The 19339-nt window shown below is 67.9% G+C and carries 16 protein-coding genes and 1 pseudogene; 7 read left to right on the top strand and 10 right to left on the bottom strand.

Features of this window, described 5'->3' with window-relative positions:
* The first annotated feature begins 69 nt into the window (after nt 1–69).
* Nucleotides 70–1143, top strand: a complete 1074-nt coding sequence (gene aroG, locus OEJ37_RS11975; RefSeq protein ID WP_034182785.1) for a 3-deoxy-7-phosphoheptulonate synthase AroG — start codon at nt 70–72, stop codon at nt 1141–1143.
* A gap of 74 nt (nt 1144–1217) precedes the next feature.
* Here the strand turns inward: aroG and hmpA are convergent, their stop codons facing one another.
* Together hmpA and OEJ37_RS11965 are read right to left on the bottom strand one after the other, a co-directional pair.
* Nucleotides 1218–2426 (bottom strand): NO-inducible flavohemoprotein, encoded by a 1209-nt coding sequence (gene hmpA, locus OEJ37_RS11970; protein ID WP_174421564.1) that lies wholly within the window; start codon nt 2424–2426, stop codon nt 1218–1220.
* A 95-nt stretch (nt 2427–2521) separates the two neighbouring features.
* Complete coding sequence (locus OEJ37_RS11965) at nt 2522–3073, bottom strand: cob(I)yrinic acid a,c-diamide adenosyltransferase (RefSeq protein WP_174421563.1); 552 nt, start codon at nt 3071–3073, stop codon at nt 2522–2524.
* Nucleotides 3074–3210: 137 nt separating this feature from the next.
* On the opposite strand from OEJ37_RS11965, the gene OEJ37_RS11960 reads away from it, so the two are divergent.
* From OEJ37_RS11960 to proC, 6 genes are all read left to right on the top strand, one after another.
* The gene (locus tag OEJ37_RS11960) at nt 3211–4620 is read left to right on the top strand and encodes an FAD-binding oxidoreductase (protein ID WP_263344405.1); all 1410 of its coding nucleotides are present in this window, start codon (nt 3211–3213) and stop codon (nt 4618–4620) included.
* 130 nt (nt 4621–4750) lie between these two features.
* Complete coding sequence (locus tag OEJ37_RS11955) at nt 4751–6244, top strand: FAD-linked oxidase C-terminal domain-containing protein (protein ID WP_175919059.1); 1494 nt, start codon at nt 4751–4753, stop codon at nt 6242–6244.
* A gap of 183 nt (nt 6245–6427) precedes the next feature.
* Entirely contained in the window at nt 6428–7516 is a 1089-nt protein-coding gene (glcE, locus tag OEJ37_RS11950) for a glycolate oxidase subunit GlcE (protein WP_175919060.1), read from the top strand.
* A 2-nt stretch (nt 7517–7518) separates the two neighbouring features.
* Entirely contained in the window at nt 7519–8745 is a 1227-nt protein-coding gene (gene glcF, locus OEJ37_RS11945; RefSeq protein ID WP_263344404.1) for a glycolate oxidase subunit GlcF, read from the top strand.
* Between the two features lie 103 nt (nt 8746–8848).
* Nucleotides 8849–9547 (top strand): YggS family pyridoxal phosphate-dependent enzyme, encoded by a 699-nt coding sequence (locus OEJ37_RS11940; protein ID WP_174421577.1) that lies wholly within the window; start codon nt 8849–8851, stop codon nt 9545–9547.
* 51 nt (nt 9548–9598) lie between these two features.
* The gene (gene proC / locus OEJ37_RS11935; protein WP_263344403.1) at nt 9599–10411 is read left to right on the top strand and encodes a pyrroline-5-carboxylate reductase; all 813 of its coding nucleotides are present in this window, start codon (nt 9599–9601) and stop codon (nt 10409–10411) included.
* 97 nt (nt 10412–10508) lie between these two features.
* Here proC and ubiA read toward each other — a convergent pair whose 3' ends face one another.
* The 8 genes and pseudogenes from ubiA to recG form a co-directional block, all read right to left on the bottom strand.
* The gene (ubiA, locus tag OEJ37_RS11930; RefSeq protein ID WP_263344402.1) at nt 10509–11372 is read right to left on the bottom strand and encodes a 4-hydroxybenzoate octaprenyltransferase; all 864 of its coding nucleotides are present in this window, start codon (nt 11370–11372) and stop codon (nt 10509–10511) included.
* Between the two features lie 194 nt (nt 11373–11566).
* Nucleotides 11567–12475 (bottom strand): patatin-like phospholipase family protein, encoded by a 909-nt coding sequence (locus OEJ37_RS11925; RefSeq protein WP_175919061.1) that lies wholly within the window; start codon nt 12473–12475, stop codon nt 11567–11569.
* A 237-nt stretch (nt 12476–12712) separates the two neighbouring features.
* Nucleotides 12713–12829, bottom strand: a pseudogene (locus tag OEJ37_RS11920) (DNA starvation/stationary phase protection protein); the annotation flags it as partial.
* A gap of 120 nt (nt 12830–12949) precedes the next feature.
* Entirely contained in the window at nt 12950–13114 is a 165-nt protein-coding gene (locus OEJ37_RS11915) for a hypothetical protein (RefSeq protein WP_175919062.1), read from the bottom strand.
* Nucleotides 13115–13224: 110 nt separating this feature from the next.
* The gene (katG, locus tag OEJ37_RS11910; RefSeq protein ID WP_263344401.1) at nt 13225–15411 is read right to left on the bottom strand and encodes a catalase/peroxidase HPI; all 2187 of its coding nucleotides are present in this window, start codon (nt 15409–15411) and stop codon (nt 13225–13227) included.
* 118 nt (nt 15412–15529) lie between these two features.
* On the bottom strand, nt 15530–15655 hold the full coding sequence (locus OEJ37_RS11905) for a hypothetical protein (RefSeq protein WP_263344400.1): 126 nt from the start codon (nt 15653–15655) through the stop codon (nt 15530–15532).
* A gap of 394 nt (nt 15656–16049) precedes the next feature.
* A complete protein-coding gene (locus OEJ37_RS11900; RefSeq protein ID WP_034182776.1) occupies nt 16050–17009 on the bottom strand; it encodes a LysR substrate-binding domain-containing protein in 960 nt (319 codons plus the stop codon).
* A 135-nt stretch (nt 17010–17144) separates the two neighbouring features.
* The coding region (recG, locus tag OEJ37_RS11895; protein ID WP_263344399.1) for an ATP-dependent DNA helicase RecG at nt 17145–19339 on the bottom strand (2195 nt) is incomplete at its 5' end.

Genomic DNA, 19339 nt, shown 5'->3' with positions numbered 1-19339 from the left:
TCGCTTGAATTGATGAATCTGCCGCACACGCACTGACCGAACGGCGCCCGCAAAATTAGGAGAAACAGCATGCCCCCGCACAATACCGACGACGTCCGCATTCGCGAACTCAAGGAACTGACGCCGCCCGCCCACCTGATCCGCGAATTCGCGTGCTCCGAAGCCGCGTCCGAGCTGATCTACAACTCGCGCCAGTCGATGCACCGCATCCTGCACGGGATGGACGACCGGCTGATCGTCGTGATCGGGCCGTGCTCGATCCACGATACGAAGGCGGCGATCGAATACGCGGGCCGGCTCGTGAAGGAGCGCGAGCGCTTCAAGGGCGAACTGGAAATCGTGATGCGCGTGTACTTCGAGAAGCCGCGCACGACGGTCGGCTGGAAGGGGCTCATCAACGATCCGCACCTCGACAACAGCTTCAAGATCAACGAAGGGCTGCGCACCGCGCGCGAGCTGCTGCTGCAGATCAACGAGATGGGGCTGCCGGCTGCGACCGAATACCTCGACATGATCAGCCCGCAGTACATCGCCGACCTGATTTCGTGGGGCGCGATCGGTGCGCGCACGACCGAGTCGCAGGTGCACCGCGAGCTCGCGTCGGGGCTGTCGTGCCCGGTCGGCTTCAAGAACGGCACCGACGGCAACGTGAAGATCGCAGTCGACGCGATCAAGGCCGCGTCGCAACCGCACCATTTCCTGTCGGTGACGAAGGGCGGCCACTCGGCGATCGTGTCGACGGCCGGCAACGAGGATTGCCACGTGATCCTGCGCGGCGGCAAGACGCCGAACTACGACGCGGACAGCGTGAACGCAGCCTGCGCGGACATCGGCAAGGCCGGCCTCGCCGCGCGCCTGATGATCGACGCGAGCCACGCGAACAGCTCGAAGAAGCATGAGAACCAGATCCCGGTGTGCGCGGACATCGGCCGCCAGATCGCGGCGGGCGACGAGCGGATCGTCGGCGTGATGATCGAGTCGCATCTCGTCGAAGGCCGTCAGGACCTGAAGGAAGGCTGCCCGCTGACCTACGGCCAGAGCATCACCGATGCGTGCATCGCGTGGGACGACAGCGTGAAAGTGCTCGAAGGGCTCGCGGAGTCGGTCAAGGCGCGGCGCGTGGCGCGCGGCAGCGGCAACTGATCACTGGCGTCGCAACGAAAATGCCCGGCTCGCGCCGGGCATTTTTTATTGGCCGGAGACCACCCGTCAGCGCATCACTCGAGCGCGCCCGAGCCGAAGATTTCGGTATTGATGCGCTCCGGCGCGACGCCGAGCGCGACCAGCGCATCGCGCTGCGCCTTCATGAACGCGATCGGGCCGCAGATGTAGTAGTCGGCGTCCGGCACCAGCGCGAATCCCTTCACGCGTTCGGGCGTGAGCCGCCCTTCGAGGTCATGGTCGAGCCCTGCGCGATCGTCCGGGCCGACCAGTTCGTACAGCACCGTGCGCTTGACGTTCGCATGCTCGCGCGCCGCATCGTTCAGCCAGTCGCGGAACGCGTGCACCGCGCCTGAACGGCATGCATGGATGAAGCGCACCTCGCGCTTGCTGCCTTCCGACACCAGCGTCGACGCCATCGACACCATCGGCGTCAGGCCGACGCCGCCGGAGATCAGCACGACCGGCGTATCGACGCCGCGCTTCAACGAGAATTCGCCCATCGGCGCGGTCACTTCGACGATCGCGCCCTCCTCCACGCCGTCGTGCATCAGCGTCGACACCTTGCCGGCCGGGATCGCCTCGGCTTGGCCCGACTCGCGCTTCACCGAGATACGCAGCCACTTGCCGTGCGGCGCGTCGGACAGGCTGTACTGGCGCGGTTGGTCGACGCCGAGATCGCCGACGAAGCGCTTCACCGTGACGTACTGGCCCGGCTCGAAGGTCGGCGCCGTGCCACCGTCGGCCGGGCTCAGGTAGAACGACGTGATCTCGTCGCTCTCGCGCACCTTGCGCGCCACCTTGAACGGACGGAAGCCGCTCCACGCTGCGCCCGCGTACAGGTCAGCCTCGGCGCCGATCAGGATCTGCGCGAGCTGGCCGTACGCGACGCGCCATGCCTCGAGCGTGTCGGCATCGACCGCGTCGCCGAGCACTTCGACGATCGACGCGAGCAGGTTCTCGCCGACGATCGGGTAATGCTCGGGGCGGATGTTCAGGCTCGCGTGCTTGTGCGCGATGTGCGACACCGCACCGCCGAGTGCGCCGAGATTGTCGATGTTCGCCGCATACGCATAAACCGCCTTCGCGAGCGTTTCCGGCTGGCTGCCGGTCTTCTGGTGCGTCTGGTTGAACAGGTTTTTCAGTTCCGGATGGCGCGCGAACATGCGCTGGTAGAAATGCTTCGTGATCGTCGCGCCGTGCACGGCGAGGACGGGGGCAGTGGCCTTCACGCGAGCCATCTGGTCAGCGGTGATCTGGGTCATGTTCGGTTCTCCGTTAAACATGCTCGTACGATACATGTTTAAAAACCTGCCTCACCCGGACAAATTGTCGCAGTGCGCAAAAGCACCACGGCGCGCTAGCGGACGCGCCCGCGCTCCCACAGCACGTCCGTCCCGCCGTCGGCACGGTTCAGCACGCGCGCCAGCACGAACAGCAGGTCGGACAGCCGGTTCACGTATCGCCGCGGCGCATCGTTGAGCGTTTCGTCGCGGCCGAGCGCGACGATCGAGCGCTCCGCGCGGCGGCATACCGTCCGGCACACGTGCGCGAGCGACGCCGCGCGCGAGCCGGCCGGCAGGATGAATTCCTTCAGCGGCGGCAGCGTCGCGTTGTAGTCGGCGAGCCACCGGTCGAGGCGCGCGAGATGCGTGTCGTCGAGCACCGCATGGCCCGGAATGCACAACTCGCCGCCGAGATCGAACAGGTCGTGCTGGATCGTGACGAGCGCGGTGCGCACGTCGTCCGGCAGCGTCTCGGCGAGCAGCACGCCGAGATTCGAGTTCAGTTCGTCGACGTCGCCGATCGCCGCGATCCGCACGTCGTCCTTGCCGATGCGTCGCCCGTCGCCGAGGCCGGTGGTGCCGTCGTCGCCCGTGCGCGTCGCGATCTTGCTCAAGCGGTGTCCCATGCGAGTGTCCTCTCGTGCGCGGCCGCGATGCGGCCCGGTTGGGTTGGAACACGATTATCGCAGCCCGCGGCGGGGCTCGCCGCGGACGTTACGGCGTAGAATGGACCGAAAGTTTGACAAGCAGTCAGGAGACATTCGTGAATCACCCCGCCCCGCCAGCCGCCACGCGTCGCCCGCTTCCCCCCGCCATGCTCGATGCGCTGCGCGCCGCCTTCGGCGAGCGCGTGTCGACCGCCGACGCGGTCCGCGAGCACCACGGCCGCGACGAATCGCCGTTCGATCCGCAACTGCCCGACGCCGTCGTGTTCGCGCACAGCGCGGACGACGTGCGCGAAGTCGTGTCGCTGTGCTCGCTCTACAGCGTGCCGCTGATCCCGTACGGCGCCGGCTCGTCGCTCGAAGGCCACCTGCTCGCGGTGCGCGGTGGCGTATCGCTCGACCTGTCGGAAATGAACCGCGTGCTGTCGATCAACGCCGAGGACCTGACCGTGACGGTCGAGCCAGGCATCACGCGCAAGGCGCTCAACGAAGCGCTGCGCGACACCGGCTTGTTCTTCCCGATCGACCCGGGCGCCGACGCCAGCATCGGCGGGATGACCGCGACCCGCGCATCGGGCACCAACGCCGTGCGCTACGGCACGATGCGCGAGAACGTGCTCGGCCTGACCGCCGTGCTCGCCGACGGCCGCGTCGTGAAAGCGGGTACCCGCGCCCGCAAATCGTCGGCCGGCTATGACCTCACGCGCCTGTTCGTCGGCTCCGAAGGCACGCTCGGCGTGATCACCGAGATCACGCTGCGCCTGCACCCTCTGCCCGAAGCCGTGTCGGCCGCAATCTGCACGTTCCCGACGATGGGCGAAGCGGTGCGCACCGTGATCGAGACGATCCAGATCGGCGTGCCGATCGCGCGCGTCGAATTCGTCGATTCGCTCGCCGTGCGCTCGATCAACCGCCACTCGAACCTGACGCTCACCGAAGCGCCGACGCTGTTCTTCGAATTCCACGGCACCGAGGCCGGCGTGAAGGAACAAGCCGAACTTGTGCAGGCGCTCGCCGGCCAGAACAACGGCCAGGGCTTCGAATGGGCGACCCGCCCCGAGGACCGCAGCCGGCTCTGGGCCGCGCGCCACAACGCATACTTCGCGATGCTGCAGTTGAAGCCGGGCTGTCGCGCGGTGACGACCGACGTCTGCGTGCCGATCTCGCAGCTCGCCGCGTGCGTCGAGGAAACCGAAGTCGACCTGCGCGCGTCGTCGCTGCCCTGCCCGATCGTCGGCCACGTCGGCGACGGTAACTTCCACGTCGCGATCCTGATCGACCCCGACAAGCCCGAGGAAATCGCCGAAGCCGAGCACATCAACGACCGGATCGTCGAGCGCGCGCTGCGCCTCGGCGGCACCTGCACGGGCGAGCACGGCGTCGGGCTGCACAAGATGCGGTTCCTGCCGAAGGAGCACGGCGACAACGCGATCGACACGATGCGCGCGATCAAGCTCGCACTCGATCCGCGCAACCTGATGAATCCCGGCAAGATTTTCACGTGCTGAGCGCCTCCAGACCCGTCGCTTCGCGCCAGGCCCCCCAAGGGGACTCCCTTCGGGCGGAAAACTTGGGGCGGCCCGCCGTTTTCTTGAAAGACGGCGGCGCGACGTCGCGCCCGCTGCTGCAGGAGACCCCATGAACGCTCCCGTCGAACTGTCGAGCGCGGCACGCGCGCAGCGCCAGCGCGAAGTCGTGCAGGCCCTGATGGCCGTGCTGCCGACGCACTGCCTGCTGTACCGCGACGAAGACACGGCGCCGTACGAATGCGACGGCCTGTCCGCCTACCGCCGCCTGCCGCTCGCGGTCGCGCTGCCCGAAACGGAATCGCAGGTGCAGCGGATCGTGCAGATCTGCCGCCGCATGGAAGTGCCGATCGTGCCGCGCGGCGCGGGCACCAGCCTGTCGGGCGGCGCGCTGCCGATCGCGCTCGGCGTCGTGCTGTCGCTCGCGCGCTTCACGCGCATCGTCGAAGTCGACCCGTACGCGCGCACGGCGACCGTGCAGCCCGGCGTGCGCAATCTCGCGATCTCGGAAGCCGCCGCGCCGTACGGCCTGTATTACGCGCCCGATCCGTCGTCGCAGATCGCCTGCACGATCGGCGGCAACGTCGCGGAAAATTCCGGCGGCGTCCATTGCCTGAAATACGGGCTGACCGTGCACAACGTGATGCGCGTGCGCGCGGTGACGATCGACGGCGAGATCGTCGAGTTCGGTTCGCTCGCGCTCGACATGCCGGGCCTCGACCTGCTCGCCGTGATGATCGGCAGCGAAGGGATGTTCGCGATCGTCACCGAAGTCACGGTGCGGCTGATCCCGAAGCCGCAGACCGCGCAACTCGTGATGGCGAGCTTCGACGACGTGGTCAAGGGCGGTGAGGCGGTCGCGGCGATCATCGCGTCGGGCATCATCCCGGCCGGGCTCGAGATGATGGACAAGCCGGCCACGCAGGCCGTCGAGGCATTCACGCACGCCGGCTACGACCTCGACGCAAAGGCAATCCTGCTGTGCGAATCGGACGGCACGCCTGAAGAAGTCGCCGAAGAGGTCGTGCGGATGACGGCCGTGCTGCGCGAACACGGCGCAACGCGCATCCAGGTGTCGCGCAACGAACAGGAGCGGCTGCGCTACTGGTCGGGCCGCAAGAACGCGTTCCCGGCCGCCGGCCGCATTTCCGCCGACTATTACTGCATGGACGGCACCGTGCCGCGCCGCGCGATCGGCCCGCTGCTCGCGCGCATCGAGCAGCTCGAGACGCGCTACGGGCTGCGCTGCATCAACGTGTTCCATGCGGGCGACGGCAACATGCATCCGCTGATCCTGTACAACGCGAACGATCCGGACGAACTGCACCGCGCCGAGGAGTTCGGCGCGGAAATCCTCGAATGCTGCGTGGAATTCGGCGGCAGCGTGACGGGCGAGCACGGCGTCGGCATCGAGAAGCTCAATTCGATGTGCGTACAGTTCTCGCCGCAGGAGCGCGACGCGTTCTTCGCGGTCAAGCGCGCATTCGACCCGGCCGGGCTGCTGAACCCGGACAAGGGTATCCCGACCCGCGCGCGCTGCGCCGAATACGGCCGCCAGCACGTGCGCGGCGGGCTGCTGCCGCACCCCGACCTGCCGCGCTTCTGAGCGTCGCGCGGGGCGCGGCCCGCGCCGGCGGCCGCTCCGCACCCTGCCGCCGTGTCCGCGCGGCCCGTTCACGCGGCGATGCGGGCATGCGGCCCGCAATACGGGGCTTAGGGATAGTCGCGATGTGGAATCGCGCCACCCCGGTACAATCGACCGAACAACAAGTCGAGGCAGCAACAGAACATGGAAGAGGACGACATCGTCGCCGGATGGGCCGAGCGCATCCGTGCGGCCAGCGCCGACGGCCGGCCGCTGCGGATTCGCGGCGGCGGCACCAAGGACTGGTACGGCCAGGCGCTCGAGGGCGAAATACTCGACACGCGCGCGTTTCAGGGCATCGTGTCGTACGACCCGGCCGAGCTCGTCGTCACGGTCCGCGCGGGCACGCCGCTCGCGCAGCTTGAAACCGTCCTCGCCGAGTGCGGCCAGATGCTGCCGTTCGAGCCGCCGCACTTCGGCCGCGCGGCCACTGTCGGCGGCTGCATCGCGGCGGGCCTCGCGGGCCCGCGCCGCGCCACCTGCGGCGCACCGCGCGATTTCGTGCTCGGCGTCACGCTGATAAACGGCCGCGGCGAGGTGCTGCGCTTCGGCGGTCAGGTCGTGAAGAACGTCGCCGGCTACGACGTGTCGCGGCTGATGGCCGGTTCGCTCGGCACGCTCGGGCTGATGCTCGACCTGTCGATCAAGGTGCTGCCGATGCCCGTCGCCGAAGTCACGCTGAAGTTCGAGATGACCGCGACCGACGCGGTGCGCAAGCTCAACGAATGGGGCGGCCATCCGCTGCCCGTCAGCGCGAGCGCGTGGCGCAACGGCACGCTCGTGCTGCGCCTGTCGGGCGCCGAAGCAGCCGTGAAATCCGCGAAGACGGTGCTCGGCGGCGAAGTCGTCGACGCGGTCGAAGCCGAGCGCTTCTGGGCCGGCCTGCGCGAGCATACCGATCCGTTCTTCAACGGCATTCCGCCCGGTTATGCGCTGTGGCGCCTCGCGCTGCCGTCGATCACCGAACCGATGCACCTGCCGGGCACCCAGTTGATGGAATGGGGCGGCGCGCAGCGCTGGTGGATCACCGACGCCGATGCGCAGACCGTGCGCATGAGCGCGAAGCAGGCCGGCGGCCACGCGACGCTGTTCCGCGCGGGCGATGCGTACGACCGCAGCGCGGGTGTGTTCACGCCGCTGCCCGCCCCGATGATGAAGATCCACCGCGGGCTGAAGGCCGCGTTCGATCCCGCGCGCATCTTCAACCGCGGCCGGCTCTACCCTGATCTCTGACGATGCAAACGAACCTCGCCGATTTCATCCGCAACACGCCCGACGGCGACGAGGCCGACGCGATCCTGCGCAAGTGCGTGCATTGCGGGTTCTGCACCGCTACCTGCCCGACCTATCAACTGCTCGGCGACGAACTCGACGGCCCGCGCGGGCGCATCTACCTGATCAAGCAGATGGTCGAAGGCGCGCCCGTCACGCGCAGCACGCAGCAGCACCTCGACCGCTGCCTCACGTGCCGAAGCTGCGAGACGACCTGCCCGTCCGGCGTCCAGTATGGCCGGCTCGTCGAGATCGGCCGCAAGCACGTCGAGGCGCAGGTGCGGCGCCCGGTGCAGCAGCGTATCGTGCGCCGCGTGCTCGCGAGCTTCGTGCCGAACGCCGCGCTGTTCTCGCCGGTGATGCGGCTCGGCCAGCACGTGCGGCCGCTGCTGCCGAAGCGGCTGCGCGACAAGGTGCCGCCACGCACGCGGCTGCTCGAATGGCCGAACCGCACGCATACGCGCAAGATGCTGATGCTCGGCGGCTGCGTGCAGCCGTCGATGCTGCCGAACATCAACATCGCGACCGCGCGCGTGCTCGACGCGCTCGGCATCGAGACGGTCGTCGCGCCCGACGCGGGCTGCTGCGGCGCGATCCGCCTGCACCTGAACTATCACGACGAGGCGCTCGACGACGCGCGCCGCAACATCGACGCATGGTGGCCCCACGTCGAGCAAGGCGCCGAGGCGATCGTGATGAACGCGTCGGGCTGCGGCGCGACGGTGCTCGAATACGCGCACCTGCTGCGCGACGACCCGGCCTACGCGGAGAAGGCGCAGCGCATCGTGTCGCTGACGCGCGACATCTCCGACGTCCTGCTCGCGTTCGAGGCCGAGCTCGCGACGCTCGCGCGGCGCCGCGCGATCCATACCGTCGCGTATCACCCGCCGTGCACGCTGCAGCACGGCCAGCAGTCGCGCGGCAAGGTCGAACGCCTGCTCGAGACGCTCGGCATCGACGTGCGGCTGCCGGCCGACAGCCATCTGTGCTGCGGCTCGGCCGGCACCTATTCGCTGACTCAACCGTCGCTGTCGTACCGGTTGCGCAAGCAGAAGCTGCTGAAGCTGCAGGCGCTCGAACCGCAGATGATCGTGTCCGGCAACATCGGCTGCATCGCACACCTGCAAAGCGGCACGCAGATTCCGGTCGTCCACTGGGTCCAGCTCGTCGAGCATTTGCTGTACGGCTGACGCGGGCGGCGCGCGCGGCGTCCGTATAATGAGCGGATCGATGCGCCGCGTGCCGCGGCGCATCCGCTTCGTGCCTGCTTCCGTGCCTGCCTTCGTGCCCGTCATGTCCGATCTCGCCGCTCGTCTCGAATCCGTTCATCGCCGCATCGCCGACGCCGCCCGCGCGGCCGGCCGCGATCCCGCCACCGTGTCGCTGCTCGCCGTCTCGAAGACGTTTCCCGCCGACGACGTGCGCGCCGCGCACGCGGCCGGGCAACACGCATTCGGCGAAAACTACGTGCAGGAATCGATCGACAAGATCGACGCGCTCGCCGATCTGCGCGCGAGCCTCGAATGGCATTTCATCGGGCCGCTGCAATCGAACAAGACGCGCCCGGTCGCCGAGCGCTTCGACTGGGTCCATTCGGTCGACCGGCTGAAGATCGCGCAGCGCCTGTCGGAACAACGCCCCGCGCACCTGCCGCCGCTCAACGTGTGCGTGCAGGTGAACATCAGCGGCGAGGCGTCGAAGAGCGGCGTCGCGCCGGCCGACGTGGCCGACGTCGCGCGCGCGGTCGCCGCGCTGCCGTCGCTGCGGCTGCGCGGCCTGATGGCGATTCCCGAACCGGCCGGCGATATCGAAGCGCAACGCGCACCGCATCGCGCGCTGCGCGAACTGTTCGACGCATTGCGTGCCGGCGGCCTGCCGCTCGACACGTTGTCGATGGGCATGTCCGCCGATCTCGACGCGGCCGTGCTCGAAGGCGCGACGATCGTGCGCGTCGGCACCGCGATCTTCGGCGCGCGCGATTATTCGCACTGAACGCCGCGCCCTTTCCGCCTTTCCGTTCACTCACTCGCTCAATCGGACATCATGAAAATCGCATTCATCGGCGGCGGCAACATGGCCGCGGCCCTGATCGGCGGCCTGATCAAGCGCGGCGTCGCCGCTGAAGGCCTGTATGCCATCGACATCAACGAGGACGTGCGTGCGCGCGCCGCGCAGCAATTCGGCGTGCGCACCGGCGCAGCCGTCGACGCGACGCTCGCCGATTACGACGCGGTCGTGCTCGCGGTGAAGCCGCAGGTGCTGAAGGACGTCGCGCAGGCGCTCGCGCCGCACCTGAAGTCGCAACTCGTGATCAGCATCGCGGCCGGCATCCGCGGCACGGATCTCGCGCGCTGGCTCGGCGACTACGCCCGCGTCGTGCGCACGATGCCGAACACGCCCGCGCTCGTCGGCATGGGCGTGACGGGCCTCGCCGCACTGACGGGCGTCGACGCGGCGGGCCGCGAACTCGCGTCGAAGGTGCTCGGCGCGGTCGGCGAGATCGTGTGGTTCGACGACGAATCGCAGCTCGACGCCGTCACGGCCATTTCGGGCAGCGGCCCCGCATACGTGTTCTATTTCATCGAAGCGCTGCAGGAAGCCGCGCGCCGCCTCGGCATGAACGACGAACAGGGCCGCGCGCTCGCGGTCGCGACGTTCGCGGGCGCCGCGCAACTCGCGGCGCAATCGGGCGAACCGGCGAGCGTGCTGCGCGAGCGCGTGACGTCGAAGGGCGGCACGACGGCCGCCGCACTCGCGTCGTTCGACGCGCAGGGCGTGAAGGAAGCGATTGTGCGCGGCGCGCTCGCGGCCGAGGCGCGCGCGAAGGAAATGGGCGACGAGCTCAGCCGTGCGTAAGCGCGCCCGTGGTGCCGGCCGGCCTGGCACCTGACGTAAAAAAAGCGACCGTCAGGTCGCTTTTTTATTGGAATTGCGCGCCGGCGCGCGGCTTCGTTCAGTTGCCGGCCAGCAGGTAATGCGCGGCGATCCCCGCGAACAGCACGCCGCCGAGCCAGTTGTTGTGCCGGAACGCCGCGAAGCACGGCATCCGTTCGCGGTCCTTGATCAGCGTGTAGTGATACAGCGCGCAGCCGACCGCGGCCGCCCAGCCGGCCCAGTACGCCAGGCCGAAGGCGAGCGTCACGCCGATCCACACGTAGATGCCGAGCGTCGCCGCATAACACGCCATCACCGCCGCGACGTCGAAGCGGCCGAACGTCAGCGCGGACGTGCGGATGCCGATCTTGATGTCGTCGTCGCGATCGACCATCGCGTATTCGGTGTCGTACGCGACCGACCAGAAAATGTTCGCGATCAGCATCACCCACGCGATCGTCGGCACCGTGTCCTGCACGGCCGCGAACGCCATCGGGATGCCGAAGCCGAACGCGATGCCGAGATACGCCTGCGGAATCGCGAAGAAGCGCTTCATGAACGGATACGAGCCGGCGACGAACAGCGCGACGACTGACAATTCCTTCGTCAGCGTGTTGAGCGGCAGGATCAGCAGGAACGCGATGAACGACAGCCCGACCGCGATCGCAACGGCTTCCCATGCGCGGATCTTGCCGGACGTCAGCGGCCGGTCGGCCGTGCGCTTCACGTGGCGGTCGAAATCGCGGTCGGCGTAATCGTTCATCGCGCAGCCGGCCGAACGCATCAGCAGCGTGCCGAGCGAAAAGATCACGAGCAACGGCCAGCGCGGGTGGCCGTCCGACGCGATCCACAGCGCATTGAGCGTCGGCCAGAGCAGCAGCAGGCTGCCGATCGGCTTGTCCATCCGGACGAGCCGCAGATACAGGGGAAAGCGGGCAAGCATGGCGAAGCACCGGGAAGATAATCCCGGCATTTTAGAGCCGAGCGGCGCTCCGCGTCATGTCGGAGCGGGCCGCAATGCACGTATATTAAGGGACAGATTCGAAGCGAACGCGGATCGAACCGTTCGGCACACCGGCCGGGGTTTGCCCCGATACGGGCGGATCGGCCAGGGCCAGGGCCCGCGTTGGGCGGGCTCTACGCACCGGCATCGCAGGTCGGCCGCTGAGCCGAGTGCGTGTGCTCGTGCAACGCCCCCGGAATGACCGTCTGTTCGAGGCCGCCATCGCAGAGCCACGCGCGGGTCCGTTCGGCCGCGAGGTCGATCAACTCCTTGCACCGGGTGTAGTCGTACGGCGAGACGTCGAGCGGACATAGCGGCGGCACCACGCAAATCGTGGCGCGACTTTGGTAGAACTCGAGATCGCGCACGAGCTGGCGCGCGATCACGAGCGTCAGCGCATGCATCGCCTGCGCGATTGCGCTTCCCGGTGGCTTGCGCAACGCGCACGCGAAGCCGGCCGGCAGCACGACGATGCGCGTCGCGCCCCGCGCGACGGCAATCGAGATCGGCGTATTGTTCGCGACGCCGCCATCGACCATCAGTCGATCGTCGATCCGCACCGGCGGGAACACGCCCGGGATCGCCGCGCTGGCGAGCACGGCGTCGACGACGAGGCCCGACGAAAGCACGATTTCGTTGCCACTGAGCATGTCGGTCGCGACGACGTGCAGCGGCAGCGATGCACGTTCGACGTACCGATACCGCAGATGCCTTTCCAGCAGCATTCGCAGCGCGGTCGCCTCAACGAGGTGTGCGCGGTTCTGCAGGACCGTCCTCAACAGGCCGAGCATCGAAAACGGCATGATGTCGCGCCGGCGGATGTTGCACCACAGCGCTTCGAGCTTCGCGACGCCGTCTTCGTCGGGCTGCCCGGCGAAATACGCGGCGTTGATCGCGCCGGCGGACGCGCCGACCACGAAGTCGGGCCGTTCACCGTGATTGAGCAGTTCGCGCAGCATGCCCACCTCGATCGCACCGAGGCTGCCCCCACCTGCAAAGACGAACGCGGTCCGTTCCCGACGCGCGCTTCGATCGAGGGCCATGGTTGTCTCCCGTACCGGGCCGGTAAAGAAGGATGAATGCTGAAGTCTGCGATACAGATTCGCACAAATCGGCAGGCCGCTCAATGCAGATCGTGCCTGCTCCGGTCAACGGCATGCGAAGCCGCCGAGACACGACGCTCGTACCGACGAGCAGCCGGATGAGCAATTCCGCGACTTGCGGCCGGAACGCTGGTTTGCAGCGCTCGTCGGTAACGCAATCATGCGTACCATAAGGGGCTTCAGGTATAGCGGGAACGTATCGGCCAGCAGGCGCGACAGGCCATCCGCGATTTTCCTGCGGTCCTTGTCGCTGATGCCGATCTTGATCTGCGTGGCATTGCGTTTCCCGGCCATCGTCAGGATTCCTCACCCATCACGTTGAACCGGCGAACATGTATCCGTGTAATCCGCGTGCCGCCCGCGTACGGCATTCGCATTCGGCTCGCCTGTACAGCGTCGCGCGAAAAACCGCGCTCAGTAGCCCGCAACCGGCGCGAGCGCGTGCAGCGCCTGCGCGACCAGCACAGCCGCGCCGCCGCCGGCGATCGCAAAGCCGACGAAGCGCCGGACGATCGCGGCCGGCGCCCGTGTCACCGGCGCCGCGAGCGCGGTGCGCATGTCCAGGATCATCTGCGTCATGGTCGTCACTCCTTCGACAAAACATCGGTTCCAGAAGAAACGGCCGGTCGTTCGACCGGCCGTTTCGCGTTGCTGCGTTACCGCACTACCGCATTACCCTGCGGCCAGATTCATGCGAGGTCGAAGCGGTCGAGGTTCATCACCTTGTTCCAGGCCGCGACGAAATCGCGTGCGAACTTCTCCTTCGCATCCGCGCTGCCGTACACCTCGGCCAGTGCACGCAGTTGCGCGTGCGAGCCGAAGATCAGGTCGACGCGCGTGCCCGTCCACTTGACCTTGCCCGTCGCGCGATCGCGCCCTTCGAACACGTCGTTCGCGGCCGACACCGGCTTCCATTCCGTGCCCATGTCGAGCAGGTTCACGAAGAAGTCGTTCGTCAGCGCTTCCGGACGGTCGGTGAACACGCCGTGCTTCGCATCGCCGACGTTCGTGCCGAGCACGCGCAGGCCACCGACGAGCACCGTCATCTCGGGCGCGCTCAGCGTCAGCAGTTGCGCCTTGTCGACCAGCAGCGCCTCGGCCGGCGTCTTGTACGCATGCTTCAGGAAGTTGCGGAAACCATCCGCCACCGGCTCGAGCACGGCCATCGCGTCGATGTCGGTCTGCTCCTGCGACGCATCCGCCCGGCCCGGTGCGAACGGCACCGTCACCGCCACGCCCGCATTCTTCGCGGCCTGCTCGACGCCGGCCGCACCGGCCAGCACGATCAGGTCGGCGAGCGACACCTTCTTGCCGCCCGTCTGCGCGTCGTTGAACGCCTTCTGCACGCCTTCGAGCGTCGTGAGCACCTTCGCGAGTTCAGCCGGCTGGTTCACTTCCCAGTCCTTCTGCGGCGCGAGGCGGATCCGTGCACCGTTCGCGCCGCCGCGCTTGTCCGAACCGCGGAACGTCGCAGCCGACGCCCATGCGGTCGATACGAGCTGCGACACCGACAGGCCCGATGCGAGCACCTTCGCCTTCAGCGCCGCGACGTCGGCGTCGTCGATCAGCTTGTGGTCGACAGCCGGGATCGGGTCCTGCCACAGCAGGTGTTCCGCCGGCACGTCCGGGCCGAGATAGCGGGCGCGCGGACCCATGTCGCGGTGCGTGAGCTTGAACCATGCGCGTGCGAACGCGTCGGCGAACTCGGCCGGGTTCTCGTAGAAGCGGCGCGAGATCTTTTCGTATGCCGGATCGAAACGCAGCGACAGGTCGGTCGTCAGCATCGTCGGGCGATGTTTCTTCGACGCGTCGTACGCATCCGGAATCACGTCGCCGGCGTCCTTCGCGACCCACTGGTGCGCGCCGGCCGGGCTCTTCGTGAGCTCCCACTCATAGCTGAACAGGTGCTTGAAGAAGTCGTTGCTCCACTTGGTCGGCGTCGACGTCCACGTGACTTCGAGGCCGCTCGTGATCGCGTCCGCGCCCTTGCCGGTGCCGAACGAGCTCTTCCAGCCGAGACCCTGCTGCTCGAGGCCCGCGGCTTCCGGCTCGGGGCCGACGTTCGATGCCGGACCGGCGCCGTGCGTCTTGCCGAACGTGTGGCCGCCGGCGATCAGCGCGACCGTTTCTTCGTCGTTCATCGCCATCCGCGCGAACGTCTCACGGATGTCATGCGCGGCGGCGACCGGATCGGGGTTGCCGTCCGGGCCTTCCGGGTTCACGTAGATAAGGCCCATCTGCACCGCGGCGAGCGGGCTTTCGAGGTCGCGCTTGCCCGAGTAGCGGCTGTTCGGGCCGCCGCTCAGTTCCAGCCAGATCTTTTCCGAGCCCCAGTAGACGTCGTCCGGCTCCCACGTGTCGACGCGGCCGCCGCCGAAGCCGAAGGTCTTGAAGCCCATCGATTCGAGCGCGACGTTGCCGGTCAGGATCAGCAGGTCGGCCCACGAGATGTTGCGGCCGTACTTCTGCTTGATCGGCCACAGCAGCCGGCGCGCCTTGTCGAGGCTCACGTTGTCCGGCCAGCTGTTGAGCGGCGCGAAGCGCTGCTGCCCGCCGCCCGCGCCGCCGCGGCCGTCGGCCGTGCGGTACGTGCCGGCGCTGTGCCAGGCCATGCGGATGAACAGGCCGCCGTAGTGGCCGAAGTCGGCCGGCCACCAGTCCTGCGACGTCGTCATCAGTGCGTGCAGATCCTTCTTCACCGCCGCGAGGTCCAGCTTCTTGAATGCCTCGGCGTAGTCGAAATCCTTGTCCATCGGATCGGACAGCGCCGAGTGCCGGTGCAGGACGTTCAGGTTCAGTTGGTTCGGCCACCAGTCCTTGTTCGTCGCGCCGGCGCCGGTGGCGTGATTGAACGGGCACTTCGTTTCGTTCGACATGCGTTTTCTCCTTGGCTTGCTCGTATGCCTCCACCTGCTCGCTCCGGCAGCATGCCGGGCGGTCCGTGGAGTGTCATTGCGGGGATAGGAAACGGAACAGGTAGATCCTCCTGTCGTACTACGGGATGTCGTGCGTGGCCTGCGCCGCGCGTTCCCGCTGCGAGGCGCCGCAGGCGGGGCGCTCGGGGAACCGGCCGCCGGCACGCATCGTGCCGGTGCGCGCGGTGTTCCAGCTTTCGGACATGCGATGCTCTCTCATGGCTTGGCGGCGGGTGAAGCAGGGGCATGCAGGACCGGCATGCGCCAACGTTCATCCGCCATATGCGCGGTCCGCCAGGTATGCGAACGCAATCGGACGCAGGCGCCTAACCGCAACCCTGGCGCGATGTACGACCTCGTCGCGCGACGGGATGTTCCGCTGCGCGTGCTGCAATACCGACCGCATCATGACATCCTCCTTTGACGCTTGCATTCAGCGTGCAAATCGACCGTCGACATGACGCCGATCCATGTAGAGAATTCTAGGCAAATCTATCGATTATTTAAATTTAATTAATTTCATCTATGCGATAGAGAAAAATAAACGGAGTCGCAAGACCCCGTCCATCATGCCGCCGCGCACGCATGCCGCAGCTCGGTCAGTTCATCGTCGCCGGCATATCGAGCTTCGCGACGCCCGGCAGTTCGCATGCGGAAATCGCATCGCTGATCGCGTCGATCGCGGGCATCCGCGTGAAGCTCTTGCGCCACACGAGCACCACGCGGCGGTCGGGCACCGGTTCGTGGAACGGCACGTACGACAGCAACTCGGCATCGGGGCCGTTCGCGCGCGGGCCGACCTCGGTGACCGACATCCGCGGCAGCACGGTGATGCCGACGCCGCTCGCGACCATGTGGCGGATCGTCTCGAGCGACGAGCCCTCGAAGGTCTTCTGGATGCCGTCGGCCGTCTGCGAGAAGCGCATCAGCTCCGGGCACACACCAAGCACGTGATCGCGGAAGCAGTGGCCGTTGCCGAGCAGCAGCATGGTTTCCTGCTTCAGGTCCTCGGCGTCGATTTCCTCGCGCTTCTCCCACGGATGGCCGGCCGGCAGCGCGACGACGAACGGCTCGTCGTACAGCGGGCGCACCATCAGTCCGGTTTCCGGGAACGGCAGCGCCATGATCGCGGCGTCGATCTCGCCCTGCTTCAGCAGTTCGAGCAGCTTCAGCGTGTAGTTCTCCTGCAGCATCAGCGGCATCTGCGGGACACGCTGGATCATCTGCTTGACGAGCGTCGGCAGCAGGTACGGCCCGATCGTGTAGATCACGCCGAGACGGAACGGGCCGACGAGCGGGTCCTTGCCCTGCTTCGCGATCTCCTTGATCGCGAAGGTCTGCTCGAGCACGCGTTGCGCCTGCGTGACGATCTGGTCGCCGATCGGCGTCACGCTCACTTCGCTCGCGCCGCGTTCGAAAATCTGCACGTTGAGCTCGTCTTCGAGCTTCTTGATCGCCACCGACAGCGTCGGCTGGCTCACGAAGCATGCTTCGGCCGCGCGGCCGAAATGCCGCTCGCGCGCAACCGCGACGATGTATTTCAATTCAGTCAGCGTCATTGTGGGTCAATCAGAGATATACAGGCGATAGGTTTAATTTATACACCCTCTGGCACCGGTTCGCCAAGTTTCTCTGCATCGCGATGCGTCGATTGGCGGCTTTGGCGGTTCAGGATCCGGCCCCAAACCGGTGGATCAGGCCTTCAGGTACTGCTCGCGCGCGCCGAGCCAGCGCGCGAGATGCTGCGTGACGACGTCCGGGTACGCGGCGATCAGCCGCGTCGCGGCCTCGCGGGCCGGGTCGATCAGCCAGCCGTCGGTCTCGAGGTTCGCGAAGCGCAGCATCGCCGCGCCCGACTGGCGCGCGCCGAGGAATTCGCCGGGGCCGCGGATTTCGAGGTCGCGCCGCGCGATCTCGAAGCCGTCGGTCGTCTCGCGCATCGTCTTCAGCCGCTCGCGGCCGGTAATCGACAGCGGCCCCGTGTACAGCAGCACGCACACCGACGCCGCGGTGCCGCGCCCGACGCGGCCGCGCAACTGGTGCAGCTGCGCGAGGCCGAAACGCTCCGCGTGCTCGATCACCATCAGCGACGCGTTCGGCACGTCGACGCCGACTTCGATCACGGTCGTCGCGACCAGCAGCTGCACGTCGTTGCGCGTGAACGCCTCCATCACGGCCGCCTTGTCGGCCGGCGACAGCCGGCCGTGCACGAGCCCGACCTTCAGCTCGGGGAGCGCCGCGGCGAGCGTCTCGTAGGTCTCGACGGCCGTCTGCAGCTGCAGCGTCTCGCTCTCCTCGATCAGCGGGCACACCCAGTACACCTGGCGCCCCGTCAGCGCGGCCTCGCGCACGCGGGCGATCACCTCCTCGCGCCGCGCGTCGCCGACGAGGCGCGTCAGCACGGGCGTGCGGCCCGGCGGCAGCTCGTCGATCGTCGAGACCTCGAGATCGGCGTAGTACGTCATCGCGAGCGTGCGCGGAATCGGCGTGGCCGACATCATCAACTGGTGCGGCTGGAAATCGCGCGCGCCATTGGCCGCGTTCGCGGCCTTCGCGCGCAGCGCGAGGCGCTGCTCGACGCCGAAGCGGTGCTGCTCGTCGACGATCACGAGGCCGAGCCGCGCGAATTCGACCGTGTCCTGGATGATCGCGTGCGTGCCGATCACGAGCTGCGCGGTGCCGAGCGCGGCCGCCTCGATCGCCGCACGCTTCTCCTTCGCCTTCAGGCTGCCGGCCAGCCACGCAACCGTGACGCCGAGCGGCTCGAGCCATGCGCGCAGCTTGCGCGCGTGCTGTTCCGCGAGGATTTCGGTGGGCGCCATCAGCGCGGCCTGGTAACCGGCGTCGATCGCCTGCGTGGCGGCCAGCGCCGCGACGACCGTCTTGCCGCTGCCGACGTCGCCCTGCAGCAGGCGCTGCATCGGGTGCGCGAGCGTGAGGTCGTGCGCGATCTCGTCGACGACGCGCGACTGCGCGCCGGTCAGCGTGAACGGCAGCGCAGCGTAGAGCCGGGTAGTCAGCGCGCCGGCATCGCTCGCGGTGCGGCGCGGCATCGCGGGCGCCGCGCGCGTGCGGCGCTCCTCGTGCGCGCGCTTGAGCGACAGTTGCTGCGCAAGCAGCTCCTCGAACTTGATGCGCGTCCAGGCCGGATGCGAGCCGTCCATCAGCGCGGCTTCGTCGGAATCGACGCCCGGGTGGTGCAGGATGCGCACGGCCTGCTCGAGCGACGGCACGCCGAGCGGCCGCAGGTACGCGCGATCGATCTCGGGCGGCAGCAGCTCGGGCAGCGGCGTGCGCTCGACCGCGTTCTCGATCGCCTTGCGCAGATAGGCCTGCGACACGCCGGCCGTGCTCGGATAGACGGGCGTGAGCACCTGCGGCAGCGGCGTATCCGCGTCGACGACGCGTACCGCCGGATGCACCATCTCCATCCCGAAGAAGCCGCCGCGCACGTCGCCGCGCACGCGCAGCCGCTGGCCGACGGCCATCTGCTTGACCTGCGAGCCGTAGAAATTCAGGAAGCGCAGCACGAGTTGCTCGCCGTCGTCGTCCTGGATCTTCACGACGAGCTGGCGGCGCGGCCGGTACGCGACCTCGTTGTCGAACACGACGCCTTCGGTCTGCGCGATACCGCCCGGCAGCAGTTCGCCGATCGGCGTGAGCGTGGTTTCGTCCTCATAGCGCATCGGCAGATGCAGCACGAGATCGATCGAGCGCGTGAGACCGAGCTTCGCGAGCTTGTCGACGGTCTTCACGGGTTTGTCGGCGGCCGCCTTCTTCTTGCGCTTCGTGCCGCTTGCGCCCGCTGCGTCGCTCGCGGCGGCGCCTTCGGCGTCGGGCGCGGCGGCGGCCGGCTGCGCGAGCCGCCCGTCGGCGCCGCGCTTCGGGC

The organism is Burkholderia sp. BKH01 (assembly GCF_025685725.1).
Lineage (GTDB): Bacteria > Pseudomonadota > Gammaproteobacteria > Burkholderiales > Burkholderiaceae > Burkholderia > Burkholderia pyrrocinia_C.
Note: the sequence above shows the minus strand (reverse complement) of the source record. Positions and strands in the feature narration are given on the sequence as shown.